Genomic DNA, 26,050 nt, shown 5'->3' with positions numbered 1-26,050 from the left:
GTCATGCCTGCTCGGCCGCGCCGCGCCTGTTGACGACCCACACCACGACGGTGGAGATCGTCAGGATGACCACTCCGAGAGCGCTCGCCTGCGGGTAGTCGACGCTCGACGTGAAGGTGTCCCACAGCAGAACCACGAGGGTGCGGTTGTCCGCGCTCGTCAGCAGCAGGGCGATGGGGAGCTCGCCCAGGGCGTGCGCAAATACCCAGAGGAAGCACTTCCACAGCACCGGGCGCAGGAGGGGCAGCAGGATCGTCCGCGTCACCGTGACCGGCCCGGCGCCGGTGACGCGTGCCGCCTCGATGAGGCCGTCGTCGAGCTGGAGCAGGGCCGCCTGCACCATCCGTGATCCGCGTGGGAGGAACCGCGTCACCAGGGCGACGACGATGATCCATATCGTGCCGTAGATCGGGATCGGGACGTAGAGGTAGAGGAAGAGCACGGCGGCGCCGAGGACGATGCTGGGTACCCCGTAGACCAGGAACGAGGTCTCGAAGAGGAGCGTGCTGCCACGGAACTGCTTGCGCGCCGCCGCCACGGAGATCCAGACCGCCATCGCCGTCGTCACGACGGCGGTGATCACGACGACCTCACCCGTGTTGAGCATGACCTTGCCGATGCCCGGCGAGGTGAAGATGTCGGCGTAGCTGCCGACGGTCATCGTCCGCAGCCCCGACCTGCTGAAGGGACGGGCGTGCGGCGACAGGCTCGTCCACAGCAGGGCGAGGATCGGCAGCACGATGCCCACGAACATGTACACCGCGACGACCACGAAGATCGGGATGCGCCACCGGCCGAGCGAGACGCGGCTCTGCCGGTAGCCCTTGCCGAGCACCACGCGGAAGCGGTGCTGGTCGCGGATGCGGCGGCGGTAGGCGAACAGCATGACGAGCGACAGCGCGAGGACGATGACGCCGTAGGTGCTCGCCCGCCCGTAGTCGGCCATGCCGCTCGGCGGCTGCAGCGAGTACTGGATGAAGCTGCTGAAGACGAAGATCTTGTCGGGCAGTCCGAGGATCGCCGGGATGGCGAACCCCTCCAGGGCCACGACGACGAGCAGCATGCCCGCGGCGGACACGGCCGGCGCGACGAGGGGGAACACGATGAGGCGCAGCCGCCGCCACACGTTCGCGCCGACGGTCTCCGCGGCCTCCTCCAGCTCGGGGTTGAGCCGCGCGAACGCGGGGGCGATCATCAGGTACGTGCTCGGCACCCCGAAGATGCCCATGACCAGGATCATCCCGGGCAGCGAGTAGATGTCGACGCTGACGCCGAACACCTGCCGTATGAGCAGCGCCAGGGGCCCGTTGGCGGGGTTGGCCACGAGGGCCCAGGCGATCGCCATGACCGTCACGGGGACGGCCATGGGGGCAAGGGTGAGCGGGGACAGGAAGCGGCGCCCGGGGATGTCCGTCCTCTCGAACAGGTACGCGAGGCAGACGCTGAGCACCAGCGCCACCACCAGCGCCCCGACGACGTAGATCGCGGTGTTGAGCGTCACCGTGCCGAGCCGGCTGGACGTGAAGGCGTCGTGGAAGTTGCCCAGCGAGAAGCTGGGCTCCCCGAAGGGCAGTTCGTCGCTGGACGTCGTGAAGCTGCTGTACAGCAGGATCGCGAGCGGCACGACGACGAGGTAGGCGACCAGGAGCACCATGGCAAGGCTGACGAGGGTCCCCACCGTCGAGCGTTTGCCGCGTGGACGGCGGCGGCGCGGCCTCTTGTCGTCGCCTCCGACGGCACCGGCCGCCGGCGCGTCAGCCTCCTCGGCTGTCGTCAGTTCCATCACGACCTCCCGCGTCGTTGAACGTGTGCATGTGGATTCCTTGCCGCTCGCCGCGATGTCCGCGCCGTCAGCCGAGGTCGGTCCCGAGTGCCTTCTCGGCCTTCGGGAAGAAGCCGGTCATGTGGGTGTAGTCGGTGAGGGACTTCGCGCCGTCCCACGTGAGGTGTGCGCCGCACATGGCTTGCAGGACGGCGTTGGCTCCCGGGTCGGAGCAGTCGGTGTCCACCGGTATCCGGGAGTTGTAGGTCTTGGCGAGCAGCTTCTGGGCCTCGCCGGAGGAGAGGAACGAGGTGAGCAGCGCCGCGGCGGCCGGGTGCGGCGCGCCCTCGGGGACGTAGAGGTAGGACTCGCTGGCGCTGGTCGGTGACACGGGCGCGACCTCGACGGGCGCGCCCTTGGCCTTGGCGGCGAGCACCAGGCTGATGAGGCTGGTCCCGATGGACACCTGCCCCGTCTCGATCGGCGTCTCTGCCTGGGTGAGGTTGGGCGAGTAGTGCGGCTTCAGCCGGGCGAACCTCTTGGCCCATGCGACCCCCTTGCCCTCGCCCATGCCGGGGTCCAGGTCCCAGACGGTCATGAAGGAGCCGCGGGACTCGGCCGAGATCTTCCCGCCGGACCACTTCGGGTCGAGCAGGTCGGTCCAGTTCTTCGGCACGTCGGCGGGCTTGACCTTGTCGGTGTTGTAGGCCCACACCTTGGGGGTGGCCCAGACGTACACGAAGTTCTTCGCGAAGACGTCCTTGGGATCGACGCCGTACCCGGCCCAGTCGACGTCAGAGGCCAGCTTGACCGCGGGGGTCATGGTCAGGCCGCCCGCGTTGGCGACATCGATGGACACCTTCCGTGCGGCCTGTTCGAGTTGGAGTTGGCTCACCTGGTCGGGGGCCTTGATGTTCGTGTACTTGACCCGGATGCCGGGATACTTCTTCTCGAAGAGGTCGATGGCGGGCTTCATCTGCCCCTCCGGGTTCCACGAGGCCCAGTTGACCTCTCCCTCGGCCTTCGCCTGCTTCACCAGGGCGGACTTCGTCGCCGGAAGGTGTGCGCCGCCGCTGCCAGGTCCGCCGCAACCGGCGGCCGCCGCGCAGGTGGCCAGTGCGACGCCGAGCGACACGCAGAGGCGGAGCCGGCCGGAGCGCGCGCGGCGCTTCGAGCCCTCCCGCGCATCGGCCGGCACGCCGGGCAGCCGTGGGACCGTGTACAGCGGTTCGTGCCTCATAGCTGTTCCTTCCTCGTTCGCTCCCTGCACCGCGGCCATCGGCCGCTCGGTCGTTCCGGTGCCGCGTCGTTCAGCCGACGTCGGTCCCGAGCGCCTTCTCGGCCTTCGGGAAGAAGTCGGCGAGGCTCTTGTACTGGTCGAGGGTCTTGGTGCCGAACCACTTGAGGTGTGCCTTGCACATGGCCTGCAGTACGGCGTTCTGCCCCGGGTGCGAGCAGTCGGTGTCGACGGGGATCCGCGAGTTGTAGGTCTTCGCCAGTGCGTTCTGCGCCTCGTCGGAGGAGAGGAACGAGGTGAGCAGCACGGCCGCGGCCGGGTGCGGCGCGCCCTTGGGCACGTACAGGTAGGACTCGTTGGCGTTCGTCGGCGTCACCGGCGCCACCCCGACCGGTGCCCCCTTCGACCGCGCCTGCAGCACGAGGTTGATGAGGCTCGTCCCGATGGACACCTGGCCGGACTCGATCGGCGCCTCGGACTGCGTCGTGTTGGGCGTGAAGTGCGGGCTCCGGGCGGCGAACCTCTTGGCCCATGCGAGCGCCTTGGACTCGCCCGTCGACGGGTTCAGGTCCCACACGGTCATGAAGGAGGCGCGGGACTCCGCCGAGATTTTGCCGCCGGACCACTGGGCGTCGAGCAGGTCGGTCCAGCTCCTCGGCAGGTCCGCCGGGCTGATCTTGTCGGTGTTGTACGCCCAGACCTTCGGCACCGCCCAGATGTAGACGAGGTCGTCGTGGAAGACGTCGTCGCCGCCGATGCCGTACTTCGACCACTTGATGTCGTCCGCCAGCTGCAGGGACGGCGGCACGGTGAGCCCACCCGCGTTGGCGACGTCGATCGACACCTTCCTGGCTGCCTCCTCCAGCGTGAGCTGGCTGACCTGGTCGGGGGCCTTGGTGTTGGTGTACTTGACCTTGATCCCGGGGTACTTCTTCTCGAACAGGTCGATGGCCGACTGCATCTGCGCCTGCGGCTTGGGGGCCGACCAGTCGACCTCGCCCTCGCTCTCGGCCTGCTTGACGACGCCGCTCATCGTCGTCGGCAGGTCGGCGCTGCTGCTGCCGGGGCCGCACCCGGAGACGGCGGCGCCGGTGGCCAGCGCGACGCCGAGCGCCACGCACAGCCGCAGCCGGCCGGAGCGCGCCCGGGGTTTCGCGCCGGCCGGCGTGCCGGGCAGCCGCAGGGCGCCGTACAGCGAGTCGTGCCTCATCGGTTCTTCCCGCCGTAGACCCGTGCCGCGTTGCCGCCGAGGACCGCGGCGCGGTCCGCGTCGTCCAGCCACGAAAGGTGTGCCTCGATGCCGTCGCGCAGCTCGGCGAGGGTCCCGGAGGACGCCGGGAAGTTCGAGCCCCACATCACCCGCTCCACGCCGAACGTCTCGACGAGCCGGCGCACCACCTCGGTGACGTCGGCGGCGGGCTCGTCCGCCAGTCGGCGCAGTGCGGGCGGGGTCACCTTGAGGTGCACGCCCTGGAACCGGGCCAGCCGGCCGAGTTCGGCCAGGTGCGGATAGGGCGGGCCACCGGCCGCGTTGGGGCGTCCCGCGTGGTCCAGCAGCACCGTCATGCCGGGACGCGGTTCGAGGACGTCGATCAGCTTCGGTGTGTCCTTGGAGTGCATCTGGATGCACACCGGGATGTGCTGTGCCGCCACGTAGTCCCAGACGGCCTCCATACGCGCGTCCGAGACGCCCGACCCGGGGGTCGGCACCTTGGTCGTGCCGTCCGACACCCTGATGCGCACGCCGCTGAGGCCGCGTTCCTCGATCCAGTACTTGAGGTCGTCGACGGCCGATTCGGCGAGGAAGTCCACGGCGCAGACGCCCACGAGCCGGTCGGGGTGGCGCGCCAGGGCGTCCGCGGCATACCGGTTGTCGAATCCGTACACCGTGGAGGCGTGGACGAGCGCGGCACGCTCGACGCCCGCCGCGTCGAGCTCGCGGACCAGCCCGTCCACGTCGGCGGGCCGCTGCTCGGACCATTGCGAGCGGGTGCCGCCGAGCGGCTTGGGCGGGTAGGCGGCAGTGTCGGCGGAGATGGCGTGCGTATGGGTGTCGAAGTAGTGCATCGGTACTCCTGGGGACGGTGTTGAGGCCGGGCGCGGGTCCCGCGGGCGGAGAGCGGGTCATGCCCCCGCGTGGCGAGTGAAGTCGGCGAAGAGCGACTCCGCGGTCATCGGCGAGGTGATGAGGCCCTGTTCACGTGCGTGCCCGATCGCGGTCTCGAGCGTGGCGAGCAGGGTGTCGGTGACTCCGTACTGGACGACGGACCCCCGGACCGTGCCGGTCGACGCCGGCCGGGCGAAGTCGATGCCGCGCGTCAGCGCGCGGTAGACGGCGCGCACGGCGTCGGGCCGCTCTTCCAGCAAGTCGCGGCGGACGACGGCGAGGTGGTTGATCGGGATCCAGCCGTGCTCCTCGAAGTGCTGCTCCTGCCGGGCCTTCCAGTCGGGAATCAGTGGTACGAGTCCCTCGACGTGGTCGGCCGACCGTGCCCCCATCACCACGGCGGCGAGGTCGCCCGCGCGGAGCAGGTCGACGAGCGGGGTGGCGGTGCGCTCGACGTTCGCGGGCTCCTGGGCGGAGGCGACGTGCGGTTCCTCCCGGGTCACCCAGGTGATGTCACGCGACGCGACGCCGAAGGTGCCGCTCAGTACGGATCGGACCCACATCCCGGTGGTCTGGGAGTACGAGCGGACGCCGACGCGGCGGCCGCGCAGGTCTTCGGGGGTGAGGCCGCCGCTGTCCTCCCAGGTCCAGATCGAGCGGTGGTGGTGGTTGCCGTGCAGCACGACCGGCAGGGCGACCACGGGCCGGCCGGCCTCGACGGCCTGCAGGAGTGTCGCGACGGCGAGTTCGCTCACGTCGTAGCGCGACTCGCGCACCATCGGCGCGAAGGCACGGTGGATGGGCTCCACTTCCGCGAAGTCGAGGTCGTACCCCTCGGTCGTGATCAGGCCTTCCTTGAGCGGGCGGGTGTGGGGGTAGTCGCGGACGGCGACCTGCAGCGCGTTCACGCGAGCACCGTCCCGTCGCACCTGTCCCGTACGACCGCGTCGGTCGAGAACGAACGATTCACCGGGCTTCCTCCGAGATCTCTGTACTGCCCTGACTGATCGACATGTCTGCCGCCATACGCCCTTGCCGGAGCGGCAGGGGCGGAGTGGGGACCGCGCGGTCGCGCGCCCGCGGACGGCGTGAGGGGGTGGCGGTGCAGTAGCACTGCGGTGGCGTGGCCGGGTCGCGGAAGTGGCGCGACCGCGCACGTCGGCGCTTCTGTGTCGGCTGGAAGGAGCTGCTGTTGTGCCCTCGACACCCTTACGCGTCGTCACGATTGTCCGACAAGTATTGGTGGGAACGTAACACCGCCGTCCGAGGGCTGCAAGAAGCCTGCGCTAATAACCTGTTTTCACTGACATCTCCCAGCCGATCCCTAAGGATTGTTGGACAACAGCCTGGATGAGACAGGCGCCCGTCCGCGATACCGAGCCCCAGACCCGACCAGCGGCGCCACGCCACTCCCCCGGAGGCTTCCCGAACACCTGACGCTCGTCTTGTCCAACAATCTTTAGGGATCATTGCTGAATCCTTGTGGTCATCGATCGACGGTGTTACGTTCCCGTCATACCTTGTTGGACAATCTCGATGAGGCCGGATGTCACAGGTGTCGTGCCGGCACAAGAGTCCAGCCGCACAAGCCCGGCGGTCCGCCCACCCCACCGCCACCGACGAAGCCGCCTCACGCGCGAGCGCTCATCACCCCTGCCCTCGCCGCGCCGTCCCGCCTGCCACCAAGTGAGGTTCACCCTTGATATCGATCACGGAAGAGATAGCCGTACCGAGTCCGCCCGATCGCGTCTGGGAGGTCATCTCGGATCCCTCGGCCGTCGTGTCCTGCATCGGCGGAGCCGAGCTCGGGGATTCGCACGACGACGGGTCCTTCGACGGGAAGCTGGCCATCAGGTTCGGCGGCCTGCGCGTCAGATTCGCCGCCCGTGTCTCCCTCGACCTGAACGAACCCGCGCACGAGGGCCGCCTGTCGGCCCGCGGCGCGGACGGGCAGGGCGCCACCCGCTTCAACGCCGGAGCCACCTTCCGTGTCGCCGACGGGGCGGAGCCCGGCACCTCGCGCGTCTTCTGCGACGGCGAGATCAAACTCAACGGCAAGCTCGCCAAGTTGATCGAGTCGGGCGCCGGGATGGTCGTCTCCAGGATGACGAAGGAGTTCACCGGCGAGCTGACGAAGCTGTGCGCCGCACCCTCAGCACCGGCGGAAGCCGTGTCCGAGGCACCCGAGGCGCCGGAAGCAGCGGCGGCGGACGGCCCGCCGCGTACGCAACAGCCCCGTCCCACCGGCTTCTTCGCCCGCCTGCGTGCCTGGTGGGCGGGACGGCGCGGCGGGCGCCGGGGCGGGCCACGGCGGCAGGCACACCAGCCGGTGGACAGGTCGGGAGAGGCACTCGGTCAGGGAGGACGGCGATGACATCGGCCAGGCTCAACAAGGTGATCGGCGCCCTGGACGCGGGGCAGCACGTGTTCGCGACCTTCTCGGCCGCCGACCCGTCGTCCGCCGTCGAACTCGCCACCACGGACTACGACGCGGTGGTGTTCGAGATGGAGCACAAACCCTGGGACATCAACGCGCTGCGCGACAGCTTCCAGTACCTGCTGAACCGGCGCCAGATATTCGAGGCTGACAGCCCCGCGCCGGCCGTCACCCCGCTGGTGCGCATTCCCGCCAACGGCGCGGAGCGGGCGCAGTGGCACGCCAAGCAGGCTCTCGACCTGGGTGCTTTCGGCATCGTCTGGCCGCACGTCTGCACCGTCGAGGAGGCCAGGAACGCCGTCGCGGCCTGCCGCTACCCGCGGCTGCCCGACGCGCCGCGCCACGAGCCGCCGGGCCTGCGCGGGGACGGCCCGCACGCGGCGACGCGCTACTGGGGCATCCCCAACACCGAGTACTACGCGAGGGCCGACGTGTGGCCGCTCGACCCCGACGGGGAGATCCTCGTCGGCCTCATGATCGAGGACCAGCTCGGCATCGAGAACCTGCCGGACATCCTCGACCGGGTGCCGGGGATCGGCCTGGTCCTGATCGGCGAGGGCGACATGAGCCAGGAGCTCGGGGTCCCGCGCCAGTACGAGCACCCCCGCGTTCTCGAGTGCAAGCGGCGGATCCTCGACGTCTGCACCGCACGCGGGGTCGCCGTCGGCCACCCCCATGTGACGGCGGCCAACGTCGAGCGGGTGCTCGACGACGGCTACCGGTTCCTCATGTCGGCACCCGTGCGCACCTACCCAGGACTGGCCAAGGGCCGTGAGCTGACGCGGCATGGGATGACGGGCCGCGAGATTCGGAGCAACGAATGATCATCGACTGCCATGGCCACTTCACCACGGCGCCGCCCGCGCTGGGAGCGTGGCGGGAGAAGCAGATCCGCGCGTTCGAGGAGTCCGGCGAGCGATTCTCGCCCGACCTGCTGGACATCGACGACGACGAGATCCGCGCCGCCATCGAGAACGGGCAGCTGAAGTTGCAGGTCGAGCGGGGCACGGACCTGACACTCTTCTCGCCCGGCGCGGGCAGGATGGCCCACCACTACGGCGACGAGCGGACGAGCCTCGACTGGTCGCACGTCAGCAACGACCTGATCGCCCGCGTCTGCGGGCTCTTCCCCGAGCGGTTCGCGGGCGTGTGCCAGCTCCCGCAGTCACCGGGTGACGGGCTCGCCGCCTCCGTACGCAACTCGGCCGCCGAACTGGAGCGCTGCGTCGAGGAGCTGGGGTTCGTCGGCTGCCTCCTCAACCCCGACCCGTCGGACGGGTACTACCAGGCACCGCCCCTGACGGACCGGGTCTACTACCCGCTCTACGAGAAGATGGCCGAGCTCGACGTCCCCGCGATGGTGCACGTCGCGATGTCGAGGAACCCCGCGCTGCAGGGCACCTGCGCCCACTACCTCAACGGCGACACCGCGGTGTTCATGCAGCTGTGCATGTCGGACCTGTTCAAGGACTTCCCGACGCTGAAGCTGATCCTTCCGCACGGCGGCGGCGCCGTCCCCTACCACTGGGGCCGCTACCGCGGGGTGATGCAGGACCGGGGGCGGCCGCCGCTGGAGGAGTCCGTCCTGCGCAACGTCCACTTCGACACCTGCGTGTACCACAAGCGCGGCATGGAACTGCTGCTGGACATCATTCCCGCGCAGAACGTCCTGTTCGCCTCGGAGATGATCGGCGCCGTCCGCGGCGTGGACCCGGAGACCGGGCGGCGGTTCGACGACACGAAATACACCATCGACTCCATCGAGAGCCTGAGCGACGAGGACCGGCAGGCGGTCTGCGGAGGCAACGCGCTGCGCGTCTTCTCCCGCCTCGACGGCGTCCTGAAGGCCCGGGCGACGGCCGCGGCGGAGCGGGAGGGGATCCGGAAGTGAAGGTCTACGAAGCACTGGCCGAGGCGTTCGTCAAGGAGGGCACCAGCGATGTCTTCGGGATGATGGGCGACGCCAACATGCACTGGATGGCCGCGCTCGCCGACCGCGGCGTGCGGCTGTACGAGGTGCGGCACGAGGGTTCGGGCCTCGGCATGGCGGACGGCTGGGCCCGCGGCGCGGGCCGGCCCGGCGTCGTCACGACGACCAGCGGACCCGGCGTCTCGCAGCTGGCCACCTCGATGATCGTGGCGAGCCGGGCGCGCACCCCGCTGGTCGCCTTCTGCGGCGAGACGGCGCTCGGTGACGAGGGCGCGACCCAGCACCTCGACCAGCGGCGCTTCGCCGCCGCCGTCGAGTGCGAGTTCATCCACGTGACGCGTCCCGAGAACGCCCAGGAAGCCGTGCGGCGCGCCTTCTACCTGGCGCGGACCGAGTCGAAGCCGGTCATGATCAGCGCGCCCCTCGACGTCCAGGTGGCCGAACTGGACGACTACGACGAGAACTACGTGCCCTCGACCGCCCTGATCGAGAGGCCGAGGCCGCTGCCCGACCCGGCGAGGATCGAGGCGGCCTGCGACCTGATCCAGAACGCCAAGCGCGTGGTGATCATCGCGGGCCGCGGCGCGCGCGGGGCGGAGGCCGGCGAGCAGATCCTCGCGCTCCAGGAGCAGACGGGGGCGCTGCTGGCCACCACCCTGCAGGCGAAGAACTGGCTGTGCGACCGCACGGACTTCCACGTCGGCCTTTCGGGGCTGTTCGGCGACAAGCTGTCGATGGAGCTGCTGCAGGAGGCCGACTGCGTGATCGCGGTCGGCGCCAGCCTGAACCATTACACGATCGAGAGCGGCTACCTCTACCCGGAGGCCGCGTACGTGCAGATCGACACGGCCCCGCACCTGGTGATGGGCAACGGCAAGGTGGCGGATCGCTACGTGCAGGCGGACGCCGTTACGGCGCTCACCGAGCTGTCCCGGGTCCTCGCGGAGCGCTCCGTGCGCATAGAGGGCTTCCACACCGACGCCGTCCAGCGGCACCTGGCCGCCCGGCTCGAACCGCCGGCCGAGTACGTGCGCGAGCCCGGGCGGCTCGACCCGCGCGAGGCGATCTGGATCCTCGACCGTGAACTGCCGCGCGAGATGGGCCTCGTGCTCGGCAGCGGCCACCAGACCGACTTCGGCACCATGCTCTTCCAGCGCTCGCGCGACGTGCTGTGCAACTACGGCATGTTCGGCGCGATCGGCCAGGCGCCGCTCATCGCGCTCGGCCAGCTTGTCGCGCAGGGCAGCAGGCCCGGGTTCGTGGTGGAGGGCGACGCGAGCTTCCTCATGCACCTGCCCGAGTTCGAGACGGCGTGCCGCTACGGCATCCCGCTGCTGGTCGTCGTCATGAACGACCGGGGGCTCGGCGCCGAGTACCACAAGGCGAAGGCCAAGGGGCTGGACCCGGATCTCGCGACCATCCCGACGCCCGAACTCGGCCGAGTCGCGCAGGCGCTCGGCGGCGGCGGGGCCACCGTCCGCACGGCGCAGGAGCTGCGGGACGCGCTCGCGGAGTACGTGCGCTCACCGCGGCCGACCGTGGTCGACGTCCGTATCACCCGCGAGGTGCTGAGCACGCCCTACCGGCGCATCCAGTACGGGGAGGACGTGTGAGCGGGCGGGGAGGAAGCGCCATGACGACATCGCTGAGCGTGCTGCTCGGCAACTACCCGCACACCGGGCCGCTGAAGGACGGCACGATCCCCGTGGACGGGGTGGACTGCCGCTTCCCGGAGTTCTCGCCGCTGCCGCCCGCCTTCGCGCGGATGGTCCGCGACCTGGCCTTCGACATCTGCGAGATGCCGCTGGCCACCTACTTGCAGGCCAGGGAGGCCGGTGTCCCGATCACCCTGCTGCCCGTGGTGCTGGTCGGGTCGACCCACCACCGGGCCCTGACCCGGCTGCCCGACGCGCCGGAGATCGGCCCGGGGGACCTCGCGGGACGGCGCGTGGGCGTCCGCGCGTACGGCCAGACCACCGGCCTGTGGGTGCGCGGCTGGCTGCGCGAGGAGTACGGGGTCGAGTCCTGCGACGTCACCTGGGTGACGACCGAGGACGTCCACGTCGCCCAGTACGTCAATCCGCCGTACGTGGAGCGGTCGGTGACCGGGCGGGTGGTTGACCTGCTGCGGTCCCACGACGTGTCGGCCGCGGTGCTCGGGCCCAAGGCGGTCGGCGGGCAGGGCGCGGGGCTCGTTCCGCTGGTGCGGGACGCGGAGAGCGCGGGCCTCGCGTGGACCGAGCGGCACGGCACGATCCCGGCCAACCACCTGCTGGTGGTGCGCGACGACGTCCTGCGTGACTCCCCCGACGCCGTGCTCACCGTGTACCGGGCGCTGAAGCGGGCGATCGCGGACACCGCGGGGGAGCATGACGACTCGCCCGGCGGGCGCGCGGTCGCGGCCGGGTGGAGCGCGTCGCTCGCGGCGTGCCTGGAGATCGGCGGGCGCTACGCCCTGGAGCAGGAACTGGTGCGCGGCCCGGTCGACCTGGGCGCCATCGAGAAGGCCGCCGCCTTCTTCGACCGGTGAGACAGCAGTGAGACAGCGGTGAGACAGAAGGAGTCAGACATGAAGTTCGTGCTCGGCCGCGACGACCTCGCGGCAGCCGCCGTTTCGGCGATCGGCGAAGCCGGTGCGGCCCCGGAACGGCTCGACATCAAGCCGGTGCACAAGGCCTCCCGCGGCTTCGTGAACAAGGCGGAGGCGGACCTGTGCGAGGTGGCGATCGCGACCGTGCTGCAGGCCGTCGCCCACGGCAAGCCGGTGCTGCTGCTGCCGGTCACGACGCTCGGACGCCACCAGCACCAGACACTGGTGACCCTCGGGGCGCTGTCGGCCGCCGATGTGGCGGGGCACAGCGTCGGTGTGCGCTCCTGGAGCCAGACGACCGGCGTATGGATGCGCGGGTTCCTCAGCGAGAGTTACGGCCTCGACCTGCGCGAGGCCGACTGGACCACGTACGAGGGCAGCCACGTCGACGGTGCCGTGGACCCGTCCTGGGTGAAGCGTGCGCCGCAGGGGGCGAAACTGCCCGACGACTTCCTGGCGGGCCGGCTCGACTTCGGGATCATGGGCAACGGGCTCCCGGACGACGAGCGGATACGCACCGCCGTCGCCAACGCGCACCAGGTCGCCGAGCAGTGGTCGAAGGACCAGGGGTTCGTCCCCGTCAACCACGTCGTCGCCGTCACCGAGGCCGCCGCTGCCGAGCACTCCACCGCGATCCTCGCCGCGTACGACGCGATGCGGGCGGTGCTCGACGCCAAAGCCGAGCCGGGGCCCGTGCCCCTGCACCCGGTGGGTTTCGGCGCGCTGCGCGGCGCGTTCACCAAGGCGGCCGGCTACGCCCTTGAGCAGGACGTGATCCCACGGGCCGTGGACTACGAGGAACTCGTCGAGCGGTCCTGCACCGCGCTCGGGGTGCCCCCGTCCCGGCTCGGCGGCTGAGGCCCCCAGGTCCGTATCGAAAACAGGAGAACGGGAGACAGGGAATGAACAAGCTCACGGTGGTCGTCGGCGACTATCCGCACGCCCAGCCGCTGCTGGACGGTGCCGCCGCGATGGACGGCTGCCTGGTCGAGCCGGTGGAGGTCAAGCCGGTCATCGGCGCCTACCGCCGGATGATCAGGGACCTGGAGTTCGACGTGTGCGAACTGGCGCCGGTGTCCTACCTGATGGCGCGCCAGGAGGGGATACCGCTGACCGCGGTGCCGGTCTTCCTCAACCGGCGTTTCCACCACGGCGACGTGCAGTGCGCGGCCCACTCCGGCATCCGGGTGCCGCGCGACCTGGAGGGGCGCAGGATCGGGGTGCGCGCCTATTCGGTGTCGACGGGCGTGTGGGTGCGCGGTGTGCTGTGCGACGAGTACGGCGTGGACATCGACAGCATCACCTGGGTGGTGGACGACGACGACCACATCGAGGGCCGTGTGCCGTCCAACGTCGAACGGGTCACCGACGGCCGCTCGCTCGGCGAGCTGCTGCGCGGCGGGGAGATCGACGCGGCGCTGTCCGGCAACGCGGGGACGGGGCGCGCGGGAGCGCCGCGGGCCGGCTGGGCGGCGGCGGCCGATCCGGAGCCCGGCGGCGGCGACGGCCCGTACCCGCTCTTCCCCGAGGCGGGAACGCTCGCGGTGGACCACTACCTGCGCAAGGGCGTCTACCCGCTGCACTCGCTGATCGCGGTGCGCGCCGAACTCGTGGAGCGCGACCCCGGCCTGCCCACCGCCCTGTACGCGGCGTTCGCCGAGAGCAAGCGCCTGCACCTCGGCGCCAGTCCCGGCTGGGCCGCCGTGGACCGCCTCGCCCGGCAGGCGTCCGCGATCGGTGGCGACCCCGTCCCCTACGGGATCGGCGTCAACGAGCCCAGCCTGAACGCGATGGTGCGCTACTCCAAGGAACAGGGGCTCCTCGACGCCGGCTTCCCGGCCGACCCGCGGTCGCTGTTCGCCGCGGGCGACTACCCGGACGCCTGAGCCGTCGGATCCGGAACACACCGAGTAGCACCGAATACCACCGAGCATCAGGGAGCGCCAAGCGTGGATTTCGTCGACACACACTGCCACATCATCTCGGACGATCCGGCGAGCTATCCCCCGGCGCCGATCGGCGGCAAGCAGTCCCAGTGGGCCGCGACCCGTCCTGTGACGGCCGAGGGCATGGCCGGCCGCATGGACGAGGCGGGCATCGACCAGGCCGTCCTCGTCCAGGCCACTACCAATTACGGCTACGACAACTCGTACGTACTCGACAGCTGCCGGCGCCGGCCGGGACGCTTCGTGGCCGTCGGCACCGTCGACCCGCTGCGTCCTGACGCCGCCGTCTCGCTCAAGGCCGCGGTCGGCGACGGCGGCCTGTCCGGGGTTCGGCTGTTCACCAGCGGCTCCACCGTGCCCACCCAGGGTGAGTGGTTCGTCGCCCCGGAGACGTTCCCCTTCTGGGAGCAGGCCGGGGAGCTGGGCGTGCCCGTCTGCCTCCAGATGCGGCTCGGCCCGGCCACCGGGCAGCTCGTGGAACTGCTCGCGCGGTTCCCCGGCGTCCGGGTGCTCCTCGACCACATCGGCTACCCTGACATCGCCGCCTCACCGGCACGCGCGGGCGCCGAAGTGGCGGAGCTCGCCGTACACCCCGGCCTGCACCTCAAGCTCACCCACCGCAATCTGGAGCGCCTGCACGACGCCGGAGAGCGGGCGGACGACTTCCTCGGGCCGGTTGTCGAGGCGTTCGGAGCCGGCCGGATCGCCTGGGGGTCGAATCTGCCGGCGGCCGAGCAGTCCCTGCCGGAGCTGCGCGCCCTGGCCGAGGGGGTACTCGCGGGGCTGCCCGAGCAGGATCGGCGGGAGATCTTCGCGGGTACGGCGCGGCGGCTCTACCCGGGGCTCGCCGCCGCACGCGCCTGATACTCCCGGATCAGGCGATACTGCCGGATCAGTTGTCCTTTCCGAGCAGACACAGGATGGTCACAGTGGATTCCAACGGCTTCGACGACGCCGACGTGGGCAGGACGTCGCCGACGCGGCAGGACCAGGCGTACGAGGGACTGCGCTCGCTGCTGCTCTCGGGAAGCGTCGAGCCGGGCGCGCGCCTGACCGAGGCGGACCTGACCCGGATGTTCAACGTCTCGCGCAGCACCATGCGGGCGGTCCTGGTCCGCCTGATCCAGGAGGGCTACGTCACCAGCGAGGTCAACCGCGGGGTGCGGACGCGGAGCTTCTCCGTCGAGGAGGCCGCGGACATCCTGGAGGCGCGCGAGACGCTGGAGTCCGCTCTGGCGGGCAAGGCCGCGGAACGTGCCACGGACGAGGAGATCGCCGGCCTGCGCCGCACGCTGGGCGAGATGGAGGACTGCCAGGCGCGCGGCGACAAGACGGCCTACTCGCAGGGCAACCGGCGCTTCCACCAGCAGGTGAAGAAGGCCGCGCACCAGCAGACGCTGGCGGCGGCCTACGACACCCTGCTCTACCCGCTGGTGATGCGCCAGTACCGCAACCTGACGACACCGCACCCGCGCGCGGGGTCGCTGGAGGAGCACCAGGCCATCCTGCTGGCCATCGTCACCCGCAACCCGCAGGCGGCGGCCGCCGCCATGAGCCACCACGTCGCCGCCGCCCGTCAGGCGCTGCTGCTCGGGACCCCGCAGGAGCACACCGGTACGGCGTCGGCGTCGGACGAGTAGCGCGCGCCCTCGGACCGTTCGCCACCGACCAGAAGGAGAGAGCATGCACCACCAGGTGCGGACCGAAGCAGGCGTGGTGGAGGGCATTCCGGGGGTCGATCGGTCGGTCACCGTCTTCCGAGGCATCCCCTACGCGGCTCCCCCGGTCGGGGACCTCCGCTGGAGACCGCCGCGGCCGCCGGTGCGGTGGACCGGCGTGTACCAGGCCGACAGCTTCGGCGCCGTCGCCCCGCAGGCGCCGGGACCCGAGGTGAACGCCCTCGACCTGCCGATGAGCGAGGACTGCCTGCGCCTCAACGTCTGGACCGCGGCGGAGCCCGGGGACGAGCGGCCGCGACCGGTGCTCGTGTGGATCCACGGCGGCGGCTTCCGCGTCGGCACCGGCGCGAACCCCCGGCACGACGGCGAAGCACTCGCCCGCAAGGGCCTCGTCGTCGTGACGTTCAACTACCGCCTCGGCGCGCTCGGCTTCCTGGCCACGCCCGAGCTCAGCGAGGAGTCCGAGCACGGCGCCTCGGGCAACTACGGCCTGCTCGACCAGATCGCGGCGCTCCAGTGGGTACGGCGCAACATCGGGGCGTTCGGCGGCGACCCCGGCCGGGTCACGGTCGCCGGGCAGTCGGCCGGCGCCGGCTCCGTGCACTTCCTCGCCATGTCGCCGCTGTCCGAGGGGCTGTTCCAGCGCGCCGTCGCGCAGAGCCACGCGCGCCACTCCCGTGACCCCGAACTGCGCTACCTGGGCACGTCGTACCGCACGCTGCCCGACGCCGAGAAGGCAGGCAGCCAGTACGCGGCCGACCGGGGCGCGCGGACCCTCAAGCGGCTGCGGGCGCTGCCGTGGCCGCGGCTGGTCGAGGGGAACGCGTCCGCGGTCGACGGCGCCGTGGACACGGGCGGGCCCGCCAAGCCCCCGTCGTTCCGCCCGGTCGTGGACGGCTGGGCGATCCCGGACGGCTACGCCGGCACGTACGCCAAGGGGCAGCGACACGACGTCTGGTACCTCGCCGGGAGCAACCTCGACGAGAGCGGCGCGATCCCGGAGAGCGACTTCGAGGCGTACCGGGCGGCCGGGAAGCGGTTCTGGCGGCCCGGCGCGCCGCCGGTCCACGTCACACGGGACGACTTCGTCGCCGCGTCCCACCAGAAGTTCGCGTCGATGGCCGAGGAGTTCCTGCGGCTCTACCCGGCGGGCACGGACGACGAGGCGGCGCGGTCCCACTGCGCGGCGGTGCGGGACAACGCCAGGATCTCCACCTGGCTGTGGGCGAAGGACTGGTCCGCGCACGCGAACCGGCCCGTGTACACCTACTTCTGGACACACGCCTCCCCGGCGGTGGGCGGCGGCACCCGGCGCGCGGCGCACGGCTCCGAGATCGACTTCGTCTTCGGCGGAAACGAGTCCGTACGCGCCCGGTGGGACGACGGCGACCATCAGGTCGCGGAGACGATGAGCGGCTACTGGGCCAACTTCGCGGCCACGGGCGACCCCAACGGACCCGGCCTGCCGCCCTGGCCCGCGTGGACGCAGGACACTCAGGCGGTCATGGAGCTCGGCGGGGAATTCGGCCTGATAGCGCTGGCGGATCCGCCGCGGCTCGACTTCTGGACCCGCTTCTTCCGTACCCAGCAGGCTTGGTGACGGGGGTGCGGCCGCGTGGGAGCGGTTCCGCGCCGCGCTGATGATCCAGCACGACACCGGCGCCGAACTTGTCCGGGCTCTCCCGCTCGACCCCCTGCCGGCGGACCGGGCAGGCGGACGGTGACCGTCCGGTGCTGCCCGGGGCTGCGGGAGCTGCCCGGGTCCCCGCCGCGTGCCGGACGGGTCAGGCCTCGGCCTTCGTGAGCGGCTGCGGGATCGGCTTGCCGTACCAGAGCTCGATCAGCCGCGCGGCGATCGAGATGCCCATGGGCGGCAGGATCTCGCCGTTCTCGATGGCGGTGCGCAGGTCCTCACGGGAGAACCAGCGGGCCTCCTCGATCTCCTCGCCGTCCACGGTGATCCGCGAATCCGCGGCGCGCGCCATGAAGCCCAGCATCAGGCTTGAGGGGAACGGCCACGGCTGGCTCGCCACGTACTCGACGTGGCCGATCGTGACGCCGGCCTCCTCCCACACCTCGCGGGCGACGGCCTTCTCGATGGACTCGCCCGGTTCCACGAAACCGGCGAGCGTGGAGAAGCGCCCCTTCGGCCAGTGCACCTGCCGGCCAAGCAGCGCGCGGTCCTCCTCGTCCGTGACCAGCATGATCACGGCGGGGTCGGTGCGCGGGTAGTGCTCGGCGCCGCAGGCGGGGCAGCGGCGGATGTGTCCCGCGGCCGCGATGACCGTGCGCTCGCCGCACCGTGAGCAGAAGCGGTGCAGCCGCTGCCAGTTCTCCAGCGCGACCGCGTGCGCCATCAGGCCGGCGTCGCGCGCCGACAGCAGCAGGCCGGCCTCCCGCAGGCCCGCGGCGCGTGCGGACTGGTCGAGGCGTCCGGGCAGCGAGTCCTTCTGGAGCGCGAAGTAGCGCACGCCCTGCTCGTCGGTGCCGAGGAAGTAGCGGTGCGTCTCCGTGAGCGGCGCCTCGAACGTCGGCGTCATGACGAGTTCCGTGCCGCCGCCGGGGGCGTCGTCGACGAGTGCCTGGCCGCCGGAGACGACGAAGACGCGGGTGGTGGGGTGGGACCAGGCGGCGGCGAGCCACGCCTCGTCCAGGCGGTGGTGTGCGGCGCGGTCGATGCCGCTGTCCGCGGTCAGCCCGATGGGCCGGTCGGCGGTGTCGGCTCCGCCGGTGCTGAGGGCACTGCTCTCACTGCTGGTGCTGCTGGCACTGCTGGCGCTGCTGGTGGGCACGGGTACTTCCAACTCCCCCTGAGTGGTGCGGGCGGCTTCGGATGCGGCGGGCGGGCAGGCGAGTCAGGGGCGCGGTCAGGGGGGCGTGCGGACGGCACTGTCCGGGGTCTCGCTCATGCGTCGAGCCTAACGGGCCCGGCGGCGGTGGTTCTCGCGCGGTTCTCCGGACGGTTCTCCCGACGCCGGCTCCCCGGTCAGGATCCGCTCCAGCTCCGCCCGGTCCGCGAGGCCCTCGGGGCGCACGGTCTCGCCGCTGCGTACGTACACGAAAGCGGCCGTCACGGCGGACAGCGGCAGCCCGTGCTCCTCGGCCCAGGCGAGCCGGTACACGGCGAGCTGCAGGGGGTCCGCGTCGCGTCCCCTGCCGGTCTTCCAGTCGACGATCTCGTACACGTACGGGTGGGCCGCTCCCGTCCCGGCCGGCGTCCGGTAGACGGCGTCCATCCGGCCACGGATCACCCGGCCCGCGAGCAGCAGCTGGAACGGCGCCTCCACCCGGTACGGCGTGCGCCCGGCGTACTCGGTGTGCTCGAAGGCGTTCTTGAGCGCCGCGAGGTCGCGCTCGTCGGCGATGCCGGGATCGCCGGCGCCGCCGTCGTCGTCGCCGTCACCGCTGCCGGGGAGTTCGTCGGGGCCGAGCATCGGGAGCGGCAGCTCCTCGAACCGCGACTCGACCCAGGCATGGAACCTGGTGCCCCTGCGGGCGGCGGGCCGCGGCGGCCGCGGCATGGGCCGCGCGAGCTCCCGCGCGAAGCCGCCGGGGTCGGCGGCGAGGCGCAGCAGCTGCGAGGCGGACAGCGCGGCGGGCACGACGACGTCACGCACGGCGGCCCTGGACCGCGTGAGCTCCCCGGCGAGTGCGTCGAGGTCACGATCCCAGGAGGCCAGCGCCCGCGCCTCCTCGGGCGTGTACGCGCCACCGCCGCCGCGCGGCGCGGGCACGGCGGCGTCCGGGGCGCGCCCGGCCCGGTCGCGTGCCTCGTGCGGCGCGGGCACGCCGGGGGCGCCGTTCGGGCCCCCGGCCGCCGGGGCGGTGACGGCACCCGAGCGGGACCCGAGTCGCCCCGCACCCTCGGGGCCGCGCGGGCTGCCAGGGCCGGTGTCGGCGGCCGGGTCGCCGATATCGGCCGAGCCCGAGCCCGAGCCCGCTGCGCCTGCGGCAGCGGTGTCCGATACCCCGTGCCGGGCGTCGGGGCGCGGGCCCCTGGAGTGCGGTTCGGAGACTTCCGGGGCGCACTCTGCCCGATCGCGTGCCGCGTGCGGCGCGGGCACGCCGGGGGCGCCGTTCGGGCCCCCGGCCGCCGGGGCGGTGACGGCACGCCCCGGGGCACCCGGTGCGGCGGCTGGGTCCGTGGCGCCATGCCACGGTGCGATGCCGTCAAGCGGCGGCGCGTCCTCCGGCGGCGGAGGTTCGTCCTCAGGGGGCGGCTCGTCCTCCGGGGGCTCGTCCTGCGGCCAGAGGTCGTACGGCGAGGCCGCCTCCGGGGGTGGAGCCCCCGCGGATGCGGGGCCGGTGCGGCCGGACACGGCGGCGGGGGCGGGCGGCGCGGCCGCCGGCTCGGCGCGGGCGAGCGCGGCGAGGTGCGCGCGCACCGTGCGCGCCGCCTCCCGGCGCTGTTGCAGCGACCGCTCGTCCAGCGGCAGCGGCCACGGCTGCCCGGTCGCCCCCTCCTCCCCCAGCGCCGGGTTCTCCGCGTCCGGCTCCGGCTCGTCCGCCCACGCCTCGATCTCGCCGTACCCGCGCGCGCAGTGGTCGTGCAGCGCGTCCAGGAACGTGGACGGGCCGCGGGGCCGCTTCTGGTTCGGCCCCCACCAGTGGCCGGAGCCGAGTAGCAGCGTCCTGGGGCGGGTGAACGTGACGTACCCGAGGCGCAGCTCCTCCGTCTCCTGGTGTTCCCGCATCGCCTCCTTGAACGCCTTCACCCCCTTCGCCGTCCACTCCTCCACGCCCGGCAGCGTCTCCCCGTCCCCCCGCAGCGCGTGCGGCACCACCTTCGCCTGCGACGTCCACGCCTCGCGCGCCCGCGTGTTCGGGAACTGTCCGGCGACGAGGCCTGGCACCGCGACGACGTCCCACTCCAGGCCCTTCGCCTTGTGCGCGGTGAGCACCTTCACCGTGTTCTCCCCGCCGGGCAGCGCGTTGTCCAGGCCCTTCTCGTACTGGGCGGCCGTACGCAGGAAGCCGAGGAACGCGAGCAGCCCGGCCTCGCCGTCGAGCGCGGCGAAGGACGCCGCCATGTCGAGGAAGTTGCCGAGGGTCTCGCGGCGGCGGGCCGCCAGGGCCTGCGGGGACGCCGACAGTTCCACTTCGAGCCCGGTCGTGGCGAGCACCCGGTGCAGCACGTCCATCAGCGGATCGGCGAGGGACCTGCGCAGGTCGCGCAGTTCCTGCGCGAGGCGTGCGAAGCGGACGCGCGCGGCGGACGAGAACGGCAGGCCGTCGTCCGGCGCGCCACCGCCGTCGAGGAAGGTGTCGAGCGCGTCGGCGAGCGAGACGACCTCCGCCGGGTCCGTCCCCTCGACGGCGGCGGCGAGGCGCGCGTCGGCGTCCTCGTCGCCGTCCGGGCCCCCGGCCGCCGTACGCACGAGCAGCCGCGCGCGGCGGCCGAGCAGCGCGAGGTCGCGGGGGCCGATGCGCCAGCGCGGCCCGGTCAGCAGCCGGACGAGACAGGCGTTGGCGCCCGGGTCCTGGAGCACCTCGCAGACGGCGATCAGGTCGGCCACCTCGGGCAGGTACATGAGCCCGGAGAGGCCGACGACCTCCACCGGCACGTCGCGCGCGACGAGGGCGCCCTGGATGGCGGCGAAGTCCCCCGCCGTGCGGCACAGCACGGCTATCTCGCCTGGCTCCTTGCCCGTGCGCACCAGGTGGGCGAGGGAGTCGGCGAGCCACTCGATCTCCTCGGCGTGCGTGCCGAGCAGCGCGCAGCGCACGCTGCCGTCCCGCTCGGCGCCCGGCGCGGGCCGCAGCGCCTCCACGCCCTGGTGCATGGCGCGCAGGGGTGCCGCCAGCCCGTTGGCGAGGTCGAGGAGGCGGCCGCCGCTGCGGCGGTTCTCGCTGAGCGAGTACCGGGCGGCCGGCGTGCCGTCGGCGCCGGGGAAGTGGGCGGGGAAGTCGTCGAGGTTGGCGACGGACGCGCCGCGCCAGCCGTAGATGGCCTGGCAGGGGTCGCCGACGGCGGTCACCGCGTGTCCCGTGCCGCCGCCGAAGAGGCACGCGAGCAGGCGGCGCTGGGCGACGGACGTGTCCTGGTACTCGTCGAGCAGGACGATGCGGAACTCCTCGCGGAGCATCGCGCCCACCTCGGAGCGCGTGAGGGCGAGCTCGGCGGACAGGGCGATCTGGTCGCCGAAGTCGAGGAGGTCCCGGGCGCGTTTGGCGGCGCGGTAGCGGCCCACGAGGTCGGTGAGCTCGCGCCTGGCCGTGGCGGTCTCTGGCACCTTGCGCAGGTCGGCGTTGGTGAGGCGGGCGGAGGCGAGCGTGTCGAGCAGGCGCGCGTCGTACGCGTCGAGGCGGTCGGGGCGCACTAGGTGCTCGGCGAGCTCGGCGTCCAGCGCGAGGAGGTCGCTGACGAGCGTGGGCAGGGTCTTGGTGAGCGCCGGGTAGGGCCCGGGCGCCTCGCGCAGCACGCGCGCGGCGAGCTGGAAGCGGGTGGCGTCTGCGAGCAGCCGCGACGAGGGTTCGAGCCCGATGCGCAGGCCGTGGTCGGTGAGGAGCTGCCCGGCGAAGGCGTGGTACGTCGAGATCCGCGGCTCGCCCACGGGGGTGTCGGGGTCGATCCCGTCCGGGTCGAGCACACCGGCCCGTACGAGCGCGGTGCGCACGCGCTCGGCGAGCTCGCCCGCGGCCTTGTTGGTGAACGTGAGCCCGAGCACCTGCTCGGGCGCCACCTGCCCGGTCCCGACGAGCCAGACCACGCGCGCGGCCATGACGGTGGTCTTCCCCGACCCGGCACCGGCCACGATCACCTGCGGCGCGGGCGGCGCGACGACGCACGCGGTCTGCTCCGGGGTGAAGGGGATGCCGAGGAGCTCCTTGAGCTGCTCGGGATCGCTGATACGCGCGGCCACCCAAGGAGGCTAACCGCCACCACTGACACCACCGCGGGCGTCCGCCCGGCCGCCGGGCCCGGCCCCAGGCGGCGGGGCCGCGGACTGTCGGGCTTACCGGGCGGGGTACTCGCAGAAGCGATAGCGCTTGTGGGTCCGCGTTGCCCTCGGTAACCGCGTCATGCACGCTGCGCTGTCTCGTCCTGAGAGTGATCCGGAATGCGCTGTCCGCGCGATTCCGCCACCCGGAGCGCGTCGCTGAGCGCTTCGGTCAGTCGGCAGGCCAGCCATCGGTACTCGGTGGCCGACTGTGCTCGTGAGCCGGGGGCGAGGACATCGCGGGCGTGTTCCAGCAGTTCTTCGCCCATGGTGAGCTGGACGATTTCGATGCTGTCGGCAAGTGTGGACAGGTAGCCCCCGCCGTCGGTGCTGAGGTAGCAGGAGCGCCCGTCCGGGGTGGTCCACGGCAGTAAGCGGGGCCCGGTCAAACCTGCCGCGGCGTCGTACAGCTCCCGGCGCCGCATGCGGTCTGCCTCGCTCCTGGGTTCGGTCACCGTGTACTCCCGGCTGGGTCGCTGATAGGGACACGGTGACCGTAGAAGTCGTTTGGCGCTTACTCCATGTATGCATCAAGGCAATTTGCGACACAGAGTGCACGAAATACTGCGCTGTGTCGCAGCTATCCGACGACGCCCAGGTAGGAGGCCATGCCGCGCATCTCGGCGGTGAGGGTGCGCTTGCGCTTGTTCAGGATCTCCTGCATGGTCTCGGCGGCCACATGCTGGTGCCGGAGCCACTGGGGGGACGCGCGGCGAACTCCGGTCAGCTCGTCCATGGCCGCGGTCAAGTCGCCCGTCCGGGCGTGGGCACGTGCCACGTCCATGCGGTGACGGTTCCAGTTGTCGTCACTCGGCCGCCCGGTGCTCTGCCACGCCTTGGGCGACAGCGCGTCCTCGCCGGCCTTGCGGACGACAGTGCGCGCGTCGCCCACGACCATGGCGTCCTCGATGCCCTTCATGCCGACCGTCAGCGGGCCGAAAGTCGTCCAATGCCGGAAGTACGAGCCGGTGTGCTCGCGTCCTACCGCTGATGCCGCAGTGGTGGCCACGCGGTGGTAGTAGCGAGCTTCCTGGGGGCGATTGTTGCGGCCCGCGGCAGCCGCAGCCCGTAGCGCCAGCCAGCCCCACGCCGCGCATTCGTCGGGTGTCGCCGTGGACAGCCTCGGCTCGATCATGTCGGCGGTCCGGGCGGCAAGTTGCTCTGCCTCGTCCAGCCGTCCCTGGCGCAGGAGAAGCCAGCACATGCCGATCACCCCAGACGCCGCGGTGAGGGTGTCCGCACCCCGACGAGCATCGGTAATGGCCCCGGACAGGGCGGTATAAGCGAGGTCGTACTGCCGGATCTGCGTGAGATAGCGCCCCGTCAGTTGAAAGGCTTCGGCTCGGGCCAGAAGCGCCTGGCGGTGCTCGTCGCCGTTGTCGTAGTAGGCGACCGCCCTGTTGGCGTCGCGCAGGAGCCCAGGGAGCTGGGAGGCAACGCTCTTGTAGCTGTCGGAGTGGTACAGCACCGCACCGTCATGTACCGCCTGGCGAAAGCGACGCAGGTTCGGCTCCTCATCGCCGGCCTCGCCGCCCGCATCGGCCAGCCCGACGGGCGGGGTCAGAGCCGCACGCAACTCGATGAGGTTGACGCGGTTCCTATCCTCGGCACGGCCCACCGGCTGCGGCGCGTCCGGAGCCAGCAGCGTCGCCGTGGTCACCTCCAGCGCGCGGGCCAGGGTGTGCAGCGTCTCCATACGGACCGTCCCACCCTGCTCCACCTTGCGCACCGTTCCTGGCGAAACGCCTGCGGCGCTGGCGAGTTCCTCCTGGCTCATCCCGGCCCGACGCCGGTACTTGCGGACGTTGTCCGCCAGCTCCGTGAGTTCCGTAGCCATCCGCTCACCACCTCCAGCGCCACGGTACGCCGAACGGGCGCATCAGCCGGTGGCTATCCGTCAGATACCCGCCACAGTGCGATCACCACACCACGGGGACCGGGTTCGGGCGCAAGCGCCGCCCGAGCAGTTGAGGATTGTCGTGGCCGCGAGGGCCTCTGCGATCGGAGTCCTTCGCCCGGAGGCCCGTAGTTGGCAGTCAAGACTGCCGCATACGCGTCCGGAACAAGTCGGTCACCGAAAGCCATCAGAAGTTACGAGTCCAATGCGTCGAACGCGCCCAGGAAGGGCCCAAACCTATCGCACCATTCACTTCGCGCAGCCGCGTCGGGGAATCCTTGGAACACTGCCACGCCGGGGTCTCTTTCGCCCCAGCAACCCCATTTCGCTGATGCCCCGGTCAGCGCGACTACATTCGCTGAAATCGAGATCGAAGCCAGAGCGTCACCATCAGGCTCGAATCCGATCGCAGCCCAGTAGTCATCCTCGCTACCCTCGACGGGCAGAGACACCGCGGGATACCCCAGCCTCTCGGGGGCATAGAAATCCTCCCACCCCGGCTCAATAACCGGTAGTTCGACATGATCGTCTCCATGCCACCGTGCCATCATGCAGAGTGCTGGCCAGGTTTCCGGAGCGAGAATTACATCGAACTCACAGAACAATGCATCGTCCGCGCTCTTCTTGAAAACTTGGCCAGGGAATCTGGCGTCAAGATCGAAGGTCACCGCACTACGGGAACGAATGGCAGCACACCCATCGCGATCCGACATAAGCATTCCCTCGCCCAACGACCCAGGGGCCAGTTCCGCTCGATCGACTGCTGCACCCCGAGGAGATCACTCACGATCATCCAACGACCGGAAACCCAAAGCTTTTCTATCAATAGGTAGTCGGTCAAGGTTACGGCTTACTTATCCTGCACGAATTGGCCTAGATATGCGGGCCACCAGATTACGCTTCCCTCGGACTCTCCCACCGTGCCCTGCCCATCCCATCCGAGTCAGGCACCACGGCGCACAAATCGCCCATCACCCTATCCGCCAGCATGAGTGAGAAACCTTCACCCACGACCTCAGAGACGGAATCAGCACCACCGGGGTAGGCTCGGTAGACCAACTCGCCAGGCGGCAACGGGGCTACGAAGGCGGTGAAATCGTCCTCCAAAAGCTCAGGCCTGAGTTGCAATTCTGGATCGCTCGCCACGCTGACCAGTGAGCGTGGCCGCATGAGTCGGGCCAGCTCCGCTACGTTCTCCCGAGTCACTCGGAACCATCGGCACCCGTAGGCGCCGTACGCCCAGCGCTCGCACAACAAGGTGAAACGCTCGGAGGTCATCGCCACCCTCGCCCAGAAACTCTCGTCCGCCACAGCAACCGCAGGCTCCGATATCGCTGTAGGCTCAGGCGTTCCGTCGCGCCACTGGAGAATCATTCCTTGACTATGAAGCCCTGCCAAATCAGCGGCTACTGCTCGTGTTGTGTAGAGGTGTACAGCTCCGCCCCATCCCGACTCAATTTGGAGCAGTCCGGGACTGGAAAGCTGACAATATGGCCCGCGCCCGGCCGCCATTCCCTCGACAAG

Annotated in this window: 19 protein-coding genes; 10 read left to right on the top strand and 9 right to left on the bottom strand. The window is 71.2% G+C overall.

Going from position 1 to position 26,050, the window contains the following annotated elements:
* Position 1: 1 nt before the first annotated feature.
* From IH48_RS0104370 to IH48_RS0104350, 5 genes are all read right to left on the bottom strand, one after another.
* Positions 2 to 1,783 (bottom strand): ABC transporter permease, encoded by a 1,782-nt coding sequence (locus tag IH48_RS0104370; protein ID WP_030899328.1) that lies wholly within the window; start codon positions 1,781 to 1,783, stop codon positions 2 to 4.
* A gap of 67 nt (positions 1,784 to 1,850) precedes the next feature.
* On the bottom strand, positions 1,851 to 3,002 hold the full coding sequence (locus IH48_RS0104365; protein WP_078849477.1) for an ABC transporter substrate-binding protein: 1,152 nt from the start codon (positions 3,000 to 3,002) through the stop codon (positions 1,851 to 1,853).
* Between the two features lie 70 nt (positions 3,003 to 3,072).
* A complete protein-coding gene (locus IH48_RS0104360; RefSeq protein WP_078849476.1) occupies positions 3,073 to 4,209 on the bottom strand; it encodes an ABC transporter substrate-binding protein in 1,137 nt (378 codons plus the stop codon).
* Positions 4,206 to 5,066: an amidohydrolase family protein gene (locus IH48_RS0104355; protein WP_030899324.1), complete on the bottom strand. Its 861-nt coding sequence runs from the start codon at positions 5,064 to 5,066 to the stop codon at positions 4,206 to 4,208. The genes IH48_RS0104360 and IH48_RS0104355 overlap by 4 nt, the downstream gene beginning before the upstream one ends.
* Positions 5,067 to 5,123: 57 nt before the next feature.
* The gene (locus IH48_RS0104350; protein ID WP_030899323.1) at positions 5,124 to 6,014 is read right to left on the bottom strand and encodes an ABC transporter substrate-binding protein; all 891 of its coding nucleotides are present in this window, start codon (positions 6,012 to 6,014) and stop codon (positions 5,124 to 5,126) included.
* A gap of 791 nt (positions 6,015 to 6,805) precedes the next feature.
* Between IH48_RS0104350 and IH48_RS0104345 the strand changes: the two genes are divergently transcribed.
* From IH48_RS0104345 to IH48_RS0104300, 10 genes are all read left to right on the top strand, one after another.
* A complete protein-coding gene (locus IH48_RS0104345) occupies positions 6,806 to 7,480 on the top strand; it encodes an SRPBCC domain-containing protein (protein ID WP_030899321.1) in 675 nt (224 codons plus the stop codon).
* On the top strand, positions 7,477 to 8,367 hold the full coding sequence (locus IH48_RS0104340) for an HpcH/HpaI aldolase family protein (RefSeq protein WP_030899319.1): 891 nt from the start codon (positions 7,477 to 7,479) through the stop codon (positions 8,365 to 8,367). Before IH48_RS0104345 ends, IH48_RS0104340 begins: the two co-directional genes overlap by 4 nt.
* Entirely contained in the window at positions 8,364 to 9,434 is a 1,071-nt protein-coding gene (locus tag IH48_RS0104335) for an amidohydrolase family protein (protein WP_030899318.1), read from the top strand. Before IH48_RS0104340 ends, IH48_RS0104335 begins: the two co-directional genes overlap by 4 nt.
* Positions 9,431 to 11,086: a thiamine pyrophosphate-binding protein gene (locus IH48_RS0104330; RefSeq protein WP_030899316.1), complete on the top strand. Its 1,656-nt coding sequence runs from the start codon at positions 9,431 to 9,433 to the stop codon at positions 11,084 to 11,086. Before IH48_RS0104335 ends, IH48_RS0104330 begins: the two co-directional genes overlap by 4 nt.
* 20 nt (positions 11,087 to 11,106) lie before the next feature.
* Positions 11,107 to 12,003 carry a hypothetical protein gene (locus IH48_RS0104325; protein WP_051839154.1) on the top strand — a complete coding sequence of 299 codons (897 nt, stop codon included), beginning with the start codon at positions 11,107 to 11,109 and terminating at the stop codon, positions 12,001 to 12,003.
* A gap of 39 nt (positions 12,004 to 12,042) precedes the next feature.
* Positions 12,043 to 12,921, top strand: coding sequence for a hypothetical protein (locus tag IH48_RS0104320; protein WP_030899311.1), 879 nt, complete (start codon positions 12,043 to 12,045; stop codon positions 12,919 to 12,921).
* A 44-nt stretch (positions 12,922 to 12,965) separates the two neighbouring features.
* Positions 12,966 to 13,949 (top strand): ABC transporter substrate-binding protein, encoded by a 984-nt coding sequence (locus IH48_RS0104315; protein ID WP_030899309.1) that lies wholly within the window; start codon positions 12,966 to 12,968, stop codon positions 13,947 to 13,949.
* A 63-nt stretch (positions 13,950 to 14,012) separates the two neighbouring features.
* Positions 14,013 to 14,873: an amidohydrolase family protein gene (locus IH48_RS0104310; RefSeq protein ID WP_030899307.1), complete on the top strand. Its 861-nt coding sequence runs from the start codon at positions 14,013 to 14,015 to the stop codon at positions 14,871 to 14,873.
* A 56-nt stretch (positions 14,874 to 14,929) separates the two neighbouring features.
* Positions 14,930 to 15,649 carry a GntR family transcriptional regulator gene (locus IH48_RS0104305; protein WP_030899305.1) on the top strand — a complete coding sequence of 240 codons (720 nt, stop codon included), beginning with the start codon at positions 14,930 to 14,932 and terminating at the stop codon, positions 15,647 to 15,649.
* A 43-nt stretch (positions 15,650 to 15,692) separates the two neighbouring features.
* Positions 15,693 to 17,288, top strand: a complete 1,596-nt coding sequence (locus IH48_RS0104300; protein ID WP_030899304.1) for a carboxylesterase/lipase family protein — start codon at positions 15,693 to 15,695, stop codon at positions 17,286 to 17,288.
* Between the two features lie 184 nt (positions 17,289 to 17,472).
* Here IH48_RS0104300 and nudC read toward each other — a convergent pair whose 3' ends face one another.
* The 4 genes from nudC to IH48_RS0104280 form a co-directional block, all read right to left on the bottom strand.
* A complete protein-coding gene (nudC, locus tag IH48_RS0104295; protein WP_051839267.1) occupies positions 17,473 to 18,390 on the bottom strand; it encodes an NAD(+) diphosphatase in 918 nt (305 codons plus the stop codon).
* 216 nt (positions 18,391 to 18,606) lie between these two features.
* The gene (locus IH48_RS0104290; protein WP_030899294.1) at positions 18,607 to 22,551 is read right to left on the bottom strand and encodes an ATP-dependent DNA helicase; all 3,945 of its coding nucleotides are present in this window, start codon (positions 22,549 to 22,551) and stop codon (positions 18,607 to 18,609) included.
* A 158-nt stretch (positions 22,552 to 22,709) separates the two neighbouring features.
* The gene (locus tag IH48_RS0104285; protein WP_030899291.1) at positions 22,710 to 23,084 is read right to left on the bottom strand and encodes a hypothetical protein; all 375 of its coding nucleotides are present in this window, start codon (positions 23,082 to 23,084) and stop codon (positions 22,710 to 22,712) included.
* 125 nt (positions 23,085 to 23,209) lie between these two features.
* Positions 23,210 to 24,466, bottom strand: a complete 1,257-nt coding sequence (locus tag IH48_RS0104280; protein ID WP_030899288.1) for a helix-turn-helix domain-containing protein — start codon at positions 24,464 to 24,466, stop codon at positions 23,210 to 23,212.
* Positions 24,467 to 26,050 lie beyond the last annotated feature (1,584 nt).

Source organism: Streptomyces sp. NRRL F-5126, from assembly GCF_000721265.1.
Taxonomy (GTDB): Bacteria; Actinomycetota; Actinomycetes; order Streptomycetales; family Streptomycetaceae; genus Streptomyces.
The sequence above is the reverse complement of the archived record's forward strand: the minus strand, read 5'-3'. Positions and strand labels throughout refer to the sequence as shown.

What these genes read in the sequence shown, in the direction of transcription:
- IH48_RS0104360 (WP_078849476.1), bottom strand. Translation starts at nt 4,209, where the DNA reads ATGAGGCACGACTCGCTGTACGGCGCCCTGCGGCTGCCCGGCACGCCG.
- IH48_RS0104320 (WP_030899311.1), top strand. Translation starts at nt 12,043, where the DNA reads ATGAAGTTCGTGCTCGGCCGCGACGACCTCGCGGCAGCCGCCGTTTCG.
- IH48_RS0104300 (WP_030899304.1), top strand. Translation starts at nt 15,693, where the DNA reads ATGCACCACCAGGTGCGGACCGAAGCAGGCGTGGTGGAGGGCATTCCG.
- IH48_RS0104325 (WP_051839154.1), top strand. Translation starts at nt 11,107, where the DNA reads ATGACGACATCGCTGAGCGTGCTGCTCGGCAACTACCCGCACACCGGG.
- IH48_RS0104370 (WP_030899328.1), bottom strand. Translation starts at nt 1,783, where the DNA reads ATGGAACTGACGACAGCCGAGGAGGCTGACGCGCCGGCGGCCGGTGCC.
- IH48_RS0104365 (WP_078849477.1), bottom strand. Translation starts at nt 3,002, where the DNA reads ATGAGGCACGAACCGCTGTACACGGTCCCACGGCTGCCCGGCGTGCCG.
- IH48_RS0104335 (WP_030899318.1), top strand. Translation starts at nt 8,364, where the DNA reads ATGATCATCGACTGCCATGGCCACTTCACCACGGCGCCGCCCGCGCTG.
- IH48_RS0104305 (WP_030899305.1), top strand. Translation starts at nt 14,930, where the DNA reads ATGGTCACAGTGGATTCCAACGGCTTCGACGACGCCGACGTGGGCAGG.
- IH48_RS0104315 (WP_030899309.1), top strand. Translation starts at nt 12,966, where the DNA reads ATGAACAAGCTCACGGTGGTCGTCGGCGACTATCCGCACGCCCAGCCG.
- IH48_RS0104340 (WP_030899319.1), top strand. Translation starts at nt 7,477, where the DNA reads ATGACATCGGCCAGGCTCAACAAGGTGATCGGCGCCCTGGACGCGGGG.
- IH48_RS0104280 (WP_030899288.1), bottom strand. Translation starts at nt 24,466, where the DNA reads ATGGCTACGGAACTCACGGAGCTGGCGGACAACGTCCGCAAGTACCGG.
- IH48_RS0104355 (WP_030899324.1), bottom strand. Translation starts at nt 5,066, where the DNA reads ATGCACTACTTCGACACCCATACGCACGCCATCTCCGCCGACACTGCC.